Genomic DNA, 12,987 nt, shown 5'->3' on the forward strand with positions numbered 1-12,987 from the left:
GACGGAGATGGAAATTAGTCTCTGACAAACATTGTGGCCACGTCAGTTCGAGTGTTTTTCGCAGCAACGCGGAGAAAAATGTATCGAGAACCGGTGATTAACAAACAAAAGAGTGCTTCTTTTCAACAAGTTCTCGATACACTCCACTTTGTTCCGCACTCGAACTGACGGAGACGGAAATTAATCTCTGACAAACACTGCGGCTCTGTTATTCAGATCAAAAAAAAATCCCTTTCATTGCTGAAAGGGATTTTCTATATTAAATCAGATTGAATTACATATAAGCTTCAATCGGTTCACAGGTACATACCAGGTTTCGGTCTCCGTAAGCTTCGTCTACTCTGGAAACGGAAGCAAAGAATTTATGATCTCTTACCCACTCCAGCGGGTAAGCTGCTTTTTCCCTGCTGTATGGCTTGTCCCAAGAATCAGAAATAACCGTCTGCTCGGTGTGCGGAGCATTTTTCAGGACATTGTTTTCCCTGTCGGCTTCTCCGTTGGCAATTTCATCAATCTCATGATTGATCGCGATCAATGCTTCTGCAAAGCGGTCGATTTCAGATTTGCTTTCAGATTCTGTAGGCTCAATCATCAGGGTTCCTGCTACCGGGAAAGAAACCGTTGGTGCGTGGAATCCGTAATCCATTAATCTTTTCGCCACATCAGCCACTTCAATACCTAATGACTTGAACTGTCTGAAATCTACGATACATTCATGTGCTACTTTTCCGTTTTCGTTGGAATATAAGATCGGGAAATGCTCGGCAAGGATTTCTTTCAGGTAGTTCGCATTCAGGATGGCGTGTTCTGTTGCTTTTTTCAGTCCGGAAGTTCCCAGCATTTTGATGTAGGCATAGGAAATGTTCAAGATCAATCCGGAACCGTAAGGTGCTGCTGAAATACCTTCAATAGAATCCTTAGAACCTACTCTGATGTTTGCATTGGAAGGCAGGAATGGAACCAGATGCTTAGCCACGCAGATCGGGCCCACACCAGGACCTCCTCCTCCGTGAGGAATGGCGAATGTCTTGTGCAGGTTGAGGTGGCAAACGTCTGCTCCAATGTTCCCCGGGCTGGTGTAGCCTACCTGAGCGTTCATATTGGCTCCGTCCATGTATACCTGTCCGCCGTGCTCGTGGATCAGGGCAGTAATTTCTTTGATGTTGGCATCAAAGAATCCGTATGTAGACGGATATGTGATCATAACACATGAAAGGTTTTCAGAATGCTGTTCTGTTTTGGCTTTCAGGTCTTCGAAATCGATCTCTCCGTTCTCCAGGTTTTTCACGACTACGATTTTCATTCCGGCCATTGCTGCAGAAGCAGGGTTGGTACCGTGTGCCGACTGAGGAATCAGTACTACATTCCTGTGGCCTTCACCTCTTGAGATGTGGTATTGTCTGATGACCATCAGTCCGGCATATTCCCCTTGGGCTCCGGAATTCGGCTGAAGGGAAGTTCCTGCGAAACCAGTGATTTCAGCTAGGTCTTTTTCCAGCTCACGGATCATTTCCTGGTATCCTCCGGCCTGGTCAACCGGTACAAAAGGATGGATTGCACCCCAGTTATCCCATGAAAGCGGCAGCATTTCTGTTGCTGCATTCAGCTTCATGGTACATGATCCCAAAGAGATCATGGAATGGGTCAGCGATAAGTCTTTTCTTTCCAGACGCTTGATGTAACGCATCAGCTCTGTTTCTGTATGGTATTTGTTGAATACTTCTTCGGTAAGGATTTCGTCTTTTCTCAAATTCTCTTCCGGAATACTGTATCCTTCTTTGATTTCTAATTTGAAAGTCTGCTTGTCTTTGAATTGGGCAAAAGATGCCATCAGATAATTCAGTTTATCCAATGTTGTACTTTCGTTGATTGCGATGCTCACAACGCCTTCCGTGAAATAATTCAGGTTCAGCTTGTGGTCCAGCATCATTCTCATCAGCCTCTTCTTGTCGTCTTCATTAACGGTAATCTTTACCGTATCAAAGATCGGCTCTTCCACGATATCATATCCTAAAGCTTTAAGACCTCCTTTCAGGGCATTCGCTTTAAAATGGATCTGGTCTGCAATATAGTTCAACCCTTTAGGACCGTGATAAACGGCATACATTCCTGCCATTACGGCTAAAAGCACCTGAGCGGTACAGATGTTTGAAGTCGCTCTTTCTCTTTTGATGTGCTGTTCCCTGGTCTGCAGTGCCATTCTTAAAGCACGTCTTCCGTACATATCCTGGGAAACCCCGATGATCCTTCCAGGAATATCTCTTTTATATTCTTCTTTACAGGAGAAGAATGCAGCATGAGGACCTCCGTAGCCTAACGGAATCCCGAATCTCTGCGTTGTTCCTACAGCACAGTCGGCACCCATGGAAGCCGGAGATTTCAACTTTACCAACGCCATCGGGTCACAGGCCACAACAACCTGAAGGTCAGATTTTTTATATTCTGCAATATCTTCCGTATAATCTAACACAATTCCGTTTTTACCCGGATACTGCAACAGAACTCCGTAGTAAGATCCATCAAATGTGTGGGTTTTATGGTCGCCTTCCACGATTTCAATTTCCAGCCCTTCAGCTTTGGTTTTAAGAACGGCAACCGTCTGAGGCAATACCAGGTCTGAAACAAAGAACTTATTGGCTCCTGCCTTCTTCTGTTCTTTGGTCCTGTTGTTAAAAAACATGTGCATCGCTTCTGCGGCGGCAGTAGATTCATCAAGCAATGAAGCATTCGCCAGAGCAAAACCGGTGAGGTCACATATTACAGTCTGGAAATTCAGAAGTGCTTCCAGCCTTCCCTGTGCAATTTCCGCCTGATAGGGTGTATAAGCAGTATACCAGCTCGGGTTTTCAAAAATATTCCTCTGGATTGCTGCCGGAAGTATGGTATTGTGATAACCGAAACCTATGTAGCTTGTGTAATCCGCATTTTTAGTAGCCAGTTCTTTCGAGTGGTTCAGCATTTCGTATTCTGAAAGCGGCTCGGAAATGTTCAGGTCTTTTTCTAAACGGATGGAGGAAGGAATAGTCTGAGAAATTAACTCTTCGATGCTTGAAACGCCCACTTTTTCCAGCATGGCCTGCTTATCAGCTTCATTCAGGGAAATGTGACGGCTCACAAACTGTTCTGTATTCATTTTTATATATTAGATTTTGTTTGTAAAAAAGATGGGTAAAATTACGATTTTTTGAACGATTGTACAAGAGTCTCAAGAGGAAGTCCTTGATCCGGAAAAGTATTCTATCTGATTAGAAATTAATGGGTTTTTATTGCCCGTTTGACACTTCAAACAGTTAAAATTATTTTTATTCCGTCATTTCCTGTGTTCTGGCCCATACTATGCAACGCAATTTCTATGGGTTTAGTAAAAAATACAGGTTGTTTATCATCCTGAAATTTCTAAAATCAAACATGGATCGATCATCTGTTAACTATTAACAAAACTTCATCTTAAATCTTTTGATTGTTAAATCTCCACTCTTTCAATTCTTACCTGTGTTCAGCCTCATCCTAAACTACATTATGGCAGATTCATTATTTATAAAAAAAATTATTAATTATATTTATTCTAAATTAATATATTTGCAGTATGAATATGATCGTCCCATTCAAAGTACCGCCATTGGCCCCTGCTTTTTCATACCGTCCGGAAGAAATGCAATGCGAAAAGAAGTCATGCTGTAAAAAATTCAAGAAAGGCAAAAGGTGCAAAAAATGCCCGGGAAATAAGAAAATTTCTTAGAAGTCAAATACTTTTGATTAAGAAATAAACGGCCAGTATCAGGAGTAGGACGGCAACCATGATCTTTAAGATTTTAGGCTGACCGTGAGGATTGGCAACGGTCCTGGGATGTGACCTGAATAATTCTTCCGCCTGATCCCGGAACTTCTCACCTTCGCTTTCAAAGACTTCGGTAATGGTGATCCCCTGTACGACGGTTTTGTGCAGTAATGAATTGGTGGCATGCAGCAGTAGCTGGAATTTACCGTCTTTGAACTCTGTAATTTTAAAAATTCTTTCTCCATAAGGCTTTTCCAGGCCGAACGGTAAAACTTTCACCACATCTGCATTCTGCGTCTGCCAGCTGATGATGATTTCCTCCCCTTTTTTAGCATGGATTTTATTGGCCGTAAAGGTCTTGATAGAAGGCGGCGTATTATATCTGAAACTTTTCTGATGACTTTCCAAATTTTCATCATAGGTCCGGCGTTTTGCTTTATCGCTGAGCAGTTCATAGGCTTCCTGGATTTCCCGGAAACGTCCGGCAAAGAACTCATCGTTTTCATTCTTATCGGGATGGTATTTTAAGGAAAGCTTGCGATAGGCCTTTTTGATGTCTTCATCCGAAGCATCCTGTGAAACACCGAGAAAATAGTAGTAATCTTTCATGAACCTATGCAAAAATAAGGATTTTTATTTTCTTTCTGCCTGTAGGAAATGATAATAATGGTCCAATTGCCATTCCAGCAAACAATAAGAGGCTGACTTTACAGCCAGCCCCTTGAGTTTATTTTAAGTCTATTATCAGCGTATTGAATGTTCATTGAGACCACCGATCCGGATCCGATTTACATCAAGATACGGATAGGAATATCTCAAAAAAGATAAAGCCTCTTTAATCTTCTTTTCCTTTAATCTCCGATTATTGTCCATATTCCCCGACCAGGATCACAGGCTTGATGGTTTTTCCGGATTCGGAATCTTCAATGGCCTGGTTGATGTCTTCAAATTTATATTTCCGGATCAGTTTGTCAAAAGCGAACTGGCCGTTCAGGTACATCCTGACCATGGCCGGAATAAACTCGGAAGGAATACTGTCGCCTTCTACGATGCCCTTCAGACGGATCCCTTTTGCTACAAAGGCATTCATTTCTATTTCCAGTGGTTTTACGGCTACTCCTACAATGCCCATTTCCCCAAAAGATTTGAGGCAGGCTATCGTATTGTTGATGACATCATTTCTTCCCGTTGTATCAAATCCGAAATCGAATCCTTTAGGAGAAATCCTGTTCAGTGATTCTATTACATTTTCATCCCTGCTGTTCACGGTATGGGTTGCTCCCAGCTCTTTAGCCAGTTGTAAGCGGTCATCATTGATATCCACGGCTACAATTGTCCCAGCAGAACACGCCTTTGCACCTAAAACACCGGCCAGCCCGACTGCGCCCGCTCCGGAAATGACAATCGATTGTCCCGGAGAGACGGCCAATGAATTAATGACTGCCCCAGCTCCGGTCTGAATACCACATCCTAACGGGCCCAGAATCTCCAGCGGAGCTTCGTCAGGAACTTTAATCACATTATTTTTATGCGCAATAGAATAAGTGGCAAAGGACGACTGGGAGAAGAAATTATCAAAAACCTCATAGCGGTCGCTGTGATGGCTGTGGCTACCGTCCAACCTGCAGCCTGCAAAATTAAGGGCCATAAAGTTTTCACAGTATGCCGGCTTTCCTTTCCGGCAATTGTCACATTCTCCACAAAAGCCGAAGGTAAGCACTACATGGTCCCCGGGCTGAAGGTGGGTAACGTTCCTCCCTACTTTTTCTATCACACCGGATCCTTCGTGTCCCAATACAAAAGGAAATGGTGTATCAGCAATCTGCTGGTCCCGGACCGCCATATCTGTATGGCATGTTCCCGTAGCTACAATTCTTACGAGTACTTCATCCGGTTTCGGATCATCAAGGCGGATTTTTTCAAGTTCAAAATGTCCACCTTTTTCTTTTACTAAAGCTGCAGTGATTTCCATATTTATATTTTTTTGGTTTGATCAAAGGTACTGAATATAAAACGGTAATGAGCCTGACTGGAGTGATAAAGATACGATATTCTGCTGAAAATAAAAAAGTTCCGGGGCGGAAAGCTTCGCTTTCCCGCCCCGGAACCAACAATTTCAATTTAGTATTTTCTTTTATGCTTCTGTAAGCTGCTCCTTCTGATTTTCTCTCCTGCAGCATTTTGAGGCAAATTCTTTTTTAAATTTCCCTTTCAGTTCCTGATACTGGTCTTCATCCATTTCACGGATCTTATCAGCAAGCCCGAATGGTGATCTTTCTTTAATTCCGTATTCTTCAAAAATACCTTTTACAAATCTTTTTCTCTGGGCTGCTTTCTTAACGATCAAAGCAACGCCTACTACGGCTAACGCTCCAAGAGCTCCTTTTACGACTGAATTTTTCATTGTTCAAAATTTTAAATTTTACTACTTCTTTTTTATTAAGACGGGTCAGTACGGATATTACTTTACTACTTCTTTAAATTCCGTTTAATCCCTGTTAGTTCTGTTTCTGCCGAAGAATCCGTTTTCGCAGCGGCTCTTCCAGACTTCTTTGAATTTCTCTCTTTCTTCCGGGGAAAGGTTCATCATTTTCTGTCTCATCTTTCTTTCTTTAAAGTCTCTCATTCCTTTCCCGAAATGAAATCCTCCGAAAAGGATCTTACTTAAAACCAGTATTCCCATAGCCTGCCAGAACGTGATGGCCTTCACGCCGATAATCTCCGGCAGAAGTGCATTCCACAATGCCATGACTATCCAGGTAACACCCAGGAAAATCAGTGGCGGGCAGAGAATTAAAAAAATCCATCCTTTTTTATGTTTATGATTCATATCTGTTGTTTTTCTAACTGTTTAAATCTTCGTATAATTTTCTCAGGCGGTTCCTGAGGTGTTTCACAGCATAATTTTTCCTGCTGATGATGGTTTTGATGTTTTCTCCCTGCTCATCTGCAATCTGCTGCAGTGTTTTATCGTTCAGCTCATTTTCAACATACACCAGCCTCTGTTTTTCCGGAAGTTCGTCCAGGGCTTCAAAAAGCTTTTTCCAGATCTCATCCTGAAACATTTTTATTTCCGGACCTGCACTCTCATCCATGAGCAGGATATCTTTGATGGAAAAATCACCATCTTCATCTTCATACACAAAGTCTTCCAGGTTTTCCGTTTTCTTTTTTCGGTATTTATCGGTAATCTTATTGGCTGTTACCCTATACAGCCATCCTCCTACATTCACAATTTCCGAGAGGTTGGTGAGGCTGCTGAACTGGTACCAGACTTCCTGCAGAATATCTTCCGCATCTTCGGTATTTTTCACTTTAGGACGGATATATGACATCAGCTTGCCGCCGTATTTGGATACGGTCTGCGAAATGATATTTTCCTTTTCCTTCTGTGGCATTGTTATTTTTTCGACAACCTCCATATGGGTAAGACGGCTATCTTTTTTGTTTTACTTTAATGAATGTAAAATATTTTTCCTGAAGTATCAGCGTCTCGCTGTTTAAATTTAACCCGAAATCTGATCGTGAAGCTAAATAAACTAAATTTTAAAAATATAAAACACTGAAATACAATTGATTAATTTAATTTTAAATGCGATAGAAAATCATAGATATAGGTAAGCTTTGTGATTTTAAATTTTGATGATTTATCTGATATATTTACTCATATTGGGACCATGTTAATTAAAAAAATATAATGTCACTCTGGGTGGACCCGTATCTGTATGGAAAATACAAGAGCTGTATGACCTGTATTTCTTCTGTTCATAAAAAATCCGGGACTTAAAGCCCGGATTGATCTGTTAATTTCTATCTGTTAATAGGTTTTGGTCATATCAGAAGGAATGATAAGATTGAATGTAGTGGGAACATAGTCTTTCTCAGGGATTTTAAGTTCAGGCGAGTCGGATTCAAAGACGGAAATGACCGCCATCTTCAGATCAGGCCTTTTCTGTGTGATGTACCAGTAAATGCCTCCGAATTCTTTGGAATGGTAGTTACCATTGTAATGGATGAAGATTTTTCCAGGCTTCAGGTTCCTGAGTATAGACTCTGCCATCGTCGCATCCTTAATGGCCTGTGCGGAAATAAAATTCATCACTTTGGTGCCTTCCGCATGCTCCCCCATCATGCTTTTCATCTCCGTATATCCCGGAGTGTCAAGCGTCACCTTTATTGGCAGTTCTGCGATATAGGTTTTCTCTTTTGCGGTTAGGGTATTCAGTGATTCCAGGCCTTCCTTAGCCGTTTTTGAAGCATATTTCCTTGGAACATTGGTTGCTATAAACGGGAGTTTCTTTGCTTTGGCAAAATCGAGCAAAGGCCTGTAATCAGTAGTATAATTGTTCCACAGCCGCACAGAATCTTTCAGGTTTTTAGGGTCTATCTTACCGGCCAGGTATTCATCAAGCTGGGGCTGATTATCCCGTTCAAACATTTCGGCTCCCAGGACAAGCTGCCCGTTTTTTCTTTGGTATAAAGCTTCGGTGACTTTCAACTGCAGCCAGTGAATGATCGAATTGTTGTGGTTCTCTCCGAAGAATACAACATCATAATCCGCCAGTTCCCTGACGAGCTTTTCCGTATTGATTTTCTTCCCTTTCTGGTTGTAAAACTGATATGCTTTGAAATCCTGGGCACCCATCAGGCAAAACCCTGAAAGCAATATCATGGTAAGTATATTTTTCATTCTTATTTTATTAAACATAAGTTACAGAACTATCTATTGGAATACCATAAATTTATGTGTTTTTCCTCTGCAGATATGCATAAAATCTAAAAAGCCGCCTTGCACAACACAAAACGGCCTCATTCAAATTATCTAACTATTATTTTTCAAGATCTGCAACCAGATCTTTCCATTCCTGTAATTCAGGGATTCCCGGTTTTCTTTTTCCGAAAAACTGGACGATAAAGTCTCCCTGTTTGTTAAAGACCTCAATAGCCGTTACTTCACCGTCTTCTGTCGGTTTCTTCACGATCCAGGCTTCGGCGATCTTGGTTACATCCAGGTGCAGGTTAAAATCAGGATCCATTACGTTGAACCACTGCTGGTGCCATAATGTTTTCTTCACCAGCCCGGTATGGATCTGGATGATCCCTCTGTTGCCAACAAAGATCATGATCGGAAGGTTCTTTTCAGAAGCGTCTTCCAGAACGTTCACCACTCTTGCATTGTCTATTTTTTTTGCAAATCCTTCCGGAGCCAGTCTTAATGCCTGTGTCCTGCTTACCCCGTATTTTCTGGTCATCATAAAGAAATCGTGGGTATCTTTCAGCTCTTTCCATGCTTTCTGGAATCCTTCCACATCTATTTCGTCATCTGATTTTTCAGTTGCTTTTGCTGCTATTTCCTCAAACTCAAAAGTGAGGTTCTGGTCATCTGCTTTATATTTCCCAACTATCGTATAGAATGCATCTTCAAAGCTATCTTTTGTAAGGTATATTTTATGGAGGGCTAATCCATCTTTACCGAAGAACTGCAAGCTTTTCTTATCTCCTTCCACTACGGCAAAGGCCAGCTTCCAGTGGGTAAGGAAAATCCTCAGGTCGATATCTTCTCCCACGAAAAGCTGTGCATGCGGGCTGCTGAAGTCAGGATTCTGATAAATTCCTTTTCTTTCATGTACACATTCGTCATTCCTGGTAAGCGCCATTACCTTACCCAGCTGTTCCACATCCGTCAAAATAGATTGAAATTCCGGTTTAAGAACCGTTACTCCTTCCCCGATATTGGTAGCCAGCAGCTCCGCCTCGCTTACGCCTAATTGTGCTGCAGCATTTCTTATCCTCATATGTGGGTTTTCTGCTTTCAGCGCTTCCCATTTTTCTTTCAGATCGTTCACTAATGTGCTCATTTATTTATTTTTTTATGGTTAAAACTGTGTATATTCTTGTAATAGTCTTTTGACCGGTCTTGCTGGTTACCTGTTCTTCTTTCTCGGAGATTTTCATTCTCTTAAACGGACTGCCGGAAATCAGCTCTTCCATTTCATCATTGCTGTATAGGGTAAAATCGTATTCCGTGAACGGGAGTTTCTCCATCGAATGCCTCTGTCCATAGGTGAGTATAAAAGTTCCGTGCTTTTTAAGAACCCTGTAGATCTCATTCAGGAAAGCCGTGGGCTGTTTCCAGAAATAGACGGTGTTTACCGTAAAGATTTTATCAAAGGCCTTATCCTCAAAAGGCAACCGGCTTCCGTCGTACAGGACAAATTGAACCTGGCTCCCAAATCTTTCGTTCTGCTTTTTTGCCTCGTGGTGCATGGTTTCAGATATATCTATTCCGGTATATTGTATTTGCTGTGCCTTATCCAGGATATATTGTACATGTGCCGCATTGCCGTGACCGATTTCCAGGATATGCTCTCGATCTTCGATCAACATGGCATGGATACTCTCCGTTGTCATTCCTATGTTCGTCCGGTGCATCATTTCACCGACTTCAATACCCGTCTCCCCTTCAGGCCTGGCAAGGTGCTGCGCCAGTTTTTTTAACTCGTCCCGGTCCATCTCAGCCAAAAATAATCATAGGGTTATGGTGTATGGGATGCGGGCATATGGTGCAGGGAAAATTATAGGCATCCGTAATGTTTTCTGCTGTAAATATATCAGCAGGTGTTCCGTAAGCAGCCACCTTACCGGATTTCATCAGCAGTACTTTATCCGCATACTGTGCGGCAAGGTTAAGATCATGCAACACAACTACCGCACTATTTCCTTTACGCGTAAAGTTTTTTATAATTTCCAATGCCTTATATTGGTGCTTCACATCCAGGTTGTTTAAAGGTTCATCCAGAAAAATGAGCTTATGCGCTATGGTATTCTGAAGTTGTGCCATTACCCTGGACAGGTGCACCCGCTGTTTCTCACCTCCGGAAAGTGTATTGTATTCCCGGTCTTTCAGGTGGATCACATCGGTTTCCTGCATCATCCGGTCCGAAGCTTCATAATCCTGTTCATGCGGCTGTGCATCGAAATAAGGATACCTTCCCATCATGACCACATCTTTCACTTCCAGCGGAATATCATTGCTGTTGTGCTGGGAAAATTTAGCTTTGTGCATGGAGAGTTCCAAAATTTTCCAATCCTGAACGGGCCTATTTTTAAACAGGATATCTCTGTTTTCAGATTTTACTTCATTAGCAAGGATACTGAGAAGGCTCGACTTCCCTGCTCCGTTGGGCCCTACAATGGCTAAAAATTCCCCGTATCCCAGAGAAAGGTCTATATTTTTCAGGATATGAAAATCCTTATGCCTGTAATTGATCTGATGGGCTATGATCATGACAGTGATTTTTTTGATTTGACCAGGATGGCAATAAAAATTGGGCCGCCCATTAATGCTGTCAGGATTCCGATCGGAAGTTCTGACGGAGCTACAATGCTCCTGCTTAAGGTATCTGCCGTTAGCAGCAGAATACTTCCGCAAACGGCTGACAAAGGCAGTATAAATACATAATCCGACTTAAAAAGCTGCCTGAGGATATAGGGAACAATCAGCCCCACAAATCCTATGGTTCCTGAAAAAGCGACACAGGCACCGATCATCAGCGCTGTGACTACAATAATCTGCTTTTTAAGTTTTTCCACCTGGATTCCCAGGTGCTGTGCATCCTTTTCACCCAGCATCATTGCATTCAAAGCTTTTCCCTGGGGAAGGATAATGACATAAGAAATACACAGTACCACAGCCAGAATCCCGTTCTTCATCCAGGTGGCGGCTGCCAGGCTGCCTAAATTCCAGAAGGTGAGATCTCTCAGCTGTTCATCTTTTGATATATAAATCAGAAAACCGGTGACGGAAAATCCGATGGCTGTAATGGCAACGCCGGTAAGCAGCATCATGACAACATTGGTCTTTCCTCCGCTGGTAGAAATCCTGTACACCAGCATCATGGATAAAAAGGCTCCTATAAAAGCGGAAATACCGACCAGTGAAAATTGTATTGTTTCAGGAAGGTTGTGTTTAAAATACCCTCCTAAAACAATGGCAATGGCCGCCAGTAATGTCGCTCCTGAAGTAAGCCCTATCAGATCCCCTGTAGCCAAAGGATTTCTGAACATGCCCTGCAGGCCTGTTCCTGAAACGGCGAGCATGCTTCCGATAAGGATGGCCATTATAATCCTGGCCGCTCTTACATCCCAGATCACATATTTATGGCTGAGAGACAAATCAGGATCGCCCTGAATGTATTGCCATAATGTGCTGAATGCAGAATTCCCTCCGAAATCGTACACTCCGGTATTAAGTGCCGTTACTGCGATCAGGACCAGCAGTACGGCACTTAAGGTGAGATACATATAAAGTTTATTTTGTGTTTTCAATTAAAAGCTTGTTTAATGCTACTGCGGCTTCTCCGAGCCTTGGCCCGAATCCTGAAACCAGTCCTCCGTCCATGGCAATGATCTTTTTGTTTTTTCCGGCATTGGTCTGTGCCACGCCCGGCATTTTAAGAGCTCCTTCATTACCTCCTGCTCCCTGCAGTCCTGTAGTAAAGAAAAACAGTACATCCGGATTGGCTTTAACCACTGCTTCAGGCGTCAGGGGCTTAAAATCTTCAAAGTCGTTTACTGCATTTTCACCGCCTGCCAGCTGGATCAATGAAGCCATTGGCGTATTTTTCCCTGCAACCATCAGCATATTGCCTCTTGCATATATGAAAAGTACTTTCGGTTTTTTAGCTATTGGCCTGATCTGCTTAAGATCAGCATCAATCTTATCATTCAGCTTCTGATAGTCTGTATTGCCCAGAGCTTTAGCTACATCAGCAATTAGTTTTTTAGTTCCGTCAACAGTAAATTCCTGTTTGAATATTTCCGTTTTGATTCCTGAAGACTTGATTTTGCCCATCAATTCAGGATTGATATCTTTATCGGACGCTAAAATAAGGGTTGGGCTCACGGCCATGATCGGTTCAATCGTCATGGATCTGACATGGCCCAAATCTTTAGCCGTAGCTTTAAGGGATTCCGGATAGGTACTGGTCACATCGGTTCCTACAATCTCTTTTTCGTGTCCAAGAGCACTTACAATCTCTGTAATGCCTCCGTTCAGGGTAACGATTTTGTTATTGGATTTAGGCGTTTCCGAAACGGCTTCGGTTGTATTTTCCTTTGGAGTGCCTTGTTCTTTTTTGCATGAATACACAGCAACCAGCACAGAAGCGGCAAGAATGATTTTTTTCATGATATGCTTATTATTTGAT

The 12,987-nt window shown here is 42.4% G+C and carries 12 protein-coding genes; all 12 read right to left on the reverse strand.

From position 1 onward, the window contains the following. Nucleotides 1–274: 274 nt before the first annotated feature. The 12 genes from gcvP to QE404_RS08220 all read right to left on the reverse strand — a co-directional run bounded on the left by gcvP (nucleotide 275) and on the right by QE404_RS08220 (nucleotide 12,968). Nucleotides 275–3,133 (reverse strand): aminomethyl-transferring glycine dehydrogenase, encoded by a 2,859-nt coding sequence (gene gcvP, locus QE404_RS08165; protein WP_307449057.1) that lies wholly within the window; start codon nucleotides 3,131–3,133, stop codon nucleotides 275–277. A 609-nt stretch (nucleotides 3,134–3,742) separates the two neighbouring features. Further along, a complete protein-coding gene (locus tag QE404_RS08170; RefSeq protein WP_307449059.1) occupies nucleotides 3,743–4,387 on the reverse strand; it encodes a DnaJ domain-containing protein in 645 nt (214 codons plus the stop codon). Between the two features lie 253 nt (nucleotides 4,388–4,640). After that, nucleotides 4,641–5,750 (reverse strand): NAD(P)-dependent alcohol dehydrogenase, encoded by a 1,110-nt coding sequence (locus QE404_RS08175; RefSeq protein ID WP_307449062.1) that lies wholly within the window; start codon nucleotides 5,748–5,750, stop codon nucleotides 4,641–4,643. 162 nt (nucleotides 5,751–5,912) lie between these two features. Further along, entirely contained in the window at nucleotides 5,913–6,182 is a 270-nt protein-coding gene (locus QE404_RS08180; protein WP_307449065.1) for a hypothetical protein, read from the reverse strand. 84 nt (nucleotides 6,183–6,266) lie between these two features. Beyond that, entirely contained in the window at nucleotides 6,267–6,608 is a 342-nt protein-coding gene (locus QE404_RS08185) for a hypothetical protein (RefSeq protein WP_307449068.1), read from the reverse strand. Between the two features lie 13 nt (nucleotides 6,609–6,621). After that, complete coding sequence (locus tag QE404_RS08190; protein WP_307449070.1) at nucleotides 6,622–7,176, reverse strand: RNA polymerase sigma factor; 555 nt, start codon at nucleotides 7,174–7,176, stop codon at nucleotides 6,622–6,624. 419 nt (nucleotides 7,177–7,595) lie between these two features. After that, the gene (locus QE404_RS08195) at nucleotides 7,596–8,468 is read right to left on the reverse strand and encodes a ChaN family lipoprotein (RefSeq protein ID WP_307449073.1); all 873 of its coding nucleotides are present in this window, start codon (nucleotides 8,466–8,468) and stop codon (nucleotides 7,596–7,598) included. 139 nt (nucleotides 8,469–8,607) lie between these two features. After that, nucleotides 8,608–9,636: a hemin-degrading factor gene (locus QE404_RS08200; protein ID WP_307449076.1), complete on the reverse strand. Its 1,029-nt coding sequence runs from the start codon at nucleotides 9,634–9,636 to the stop codon at nucleotides 8,608–8,610. A gap of 4 nt (nucleotides 9,637–9,640) precedes the next feature. Further along, nucleotides 9,641–10,291: a class I SAM-dependent methyltransferase gene (locus tag QE404_RS08205; protein WP_307453379.1), complete on the reverse strand. Its 651-nt coding sequence runs from the start codon at nucleotides 10,289–10,291 to the stop codon at nucleotides 9,641–9,643. 1 nt (nucleotide 10,292) lies between these two features. After that, nucleotides 10,293–11,066, reverse strand: coding sequence for a heme ABC transporter ATP-binding protein (locus QE404_RS08210; RefSeq protein ID WP_307449079.1), 774 nt, complete (start codon nucleotides 11,064–11,066; stop codon nucleotides 10,293–10,295). Continuing rightward, nucleotides 11,063–12,106 carry a FecCD family ABC transporter permease gene (locus tag QE404_RS08215; RefSeq protein ID WP_307449082.1) on the reverse strand — a complete coding sequence of 348 codons (1,044 nt, stop codon included), beginning with the start codon at nucleotides 12,104–12,106 and terminating at the stop codon, nucleotides 11,063–11,065. The genes QE404_RS08210 and QE404_RS08215 overlap by 4 nt, the downstream gene beginning before the upstream one ends. Further along, nucleotides 12,090–12,968, reverse strand: a complete 879-nt coding sequence (locus tag QE404_RS08220) for a heme/hemin ABC transporter substrate-binding protein (protein ID WP_307449087.1) — start codon at nucleotides 12,966–12,968, stop codon at nucleotides 12,090–12,092. The genes QE404_RS08215 and QE404_RS08220 overlap by 17 nt, the downstream gene beginning before the upstream one ends. Nucleotides 12,969–12,987 lie beyond the last annotated feature (19 nt).

Source organism: Chryseobacterium camelliae (genome assembly GCF_030818575.1).
GTDB lineage: Bacteria > Bacteroidota > Bacteroidia > Flavobacteriales > Weeksellaceae > Chryseobacterium > Chryseobacterium camelliae_A.

Coding starts and splice junctions, on each gene's coding strand:
- QE404_RS08185 (WP_307449068.1), bottom strand. CDS start 6,608: ATGAATCATAAACATAAAAAAGGATGGATTTTTTTAATTCTCTGCCCG.
- QE404_RS08195 (WP_307449073.1), bottom strand. CDS start 8,468: ATGAAAAATATACTTACCATGATATTGCTTTCAGGGTTTTGCCTGATG.
- QE404_RS08180 (WP_307449065.1), bottom strand. CDS start 6,182: ATGAAAAATTCAGTCGTAAAAGGAGCTCTTGGAGCGTTAGCCGTAGTA.
- QE404_RS08205 (WP_307453379.1), bottom strand. CDS start 10,291: ATGGACCGGGACGAGTTAAAAAAACTGGCGCAGCACCTTGCCAGGCCT.
- QE404_RS08190 (WP_307449070.1), bottom strand. CDS start 7,176: ATGCCACAGAAGGAAAAGGAAAATATCATTTCGCAGACCGTATCCAAA.
- gcvP (WP_307449057.1), bottom strand. CDS start 3,133: ATGAATACAGAACAGTTTGTGAGCCGTCACATTTCCCTGAATGAAGCT.
- QE404_RS08170 (WP_307449059.1), bottom strand. CDS start 4,387: ATGAAAGATTACTACTATTTTCTCGGTGTTTCACAGGATGCTTCGGAT.
- QE404_RS08210 (WP_307449079.1), bottom strand. CDS start 11,066: ATGATCATAGCCCATCAGATCAATTACAGGCATAAGGATTTTCATATC.
- QE404_RS08200 (WP_307449076.1), bottom strand. CDS start 9,636: ATGAGCACATTAGTGAACGATCTGAAAGAAAAATGGGAAGCGCTGAAA.
- QE404_RS08175 (WP_307449062.1), bottom strand. CDS start 5,750: ATGGAAATCACTGCAGCTTTAGTAAAAGAAAAAGGTGGACATTTTGAA.
- QE404_RS08220 (WP_307449087.1), bottom strand. CDS start 12,968: ATGAAAAAAATCATTCTTGCCGCTTCTGTGCTGGTTGCTGTGTATTCA.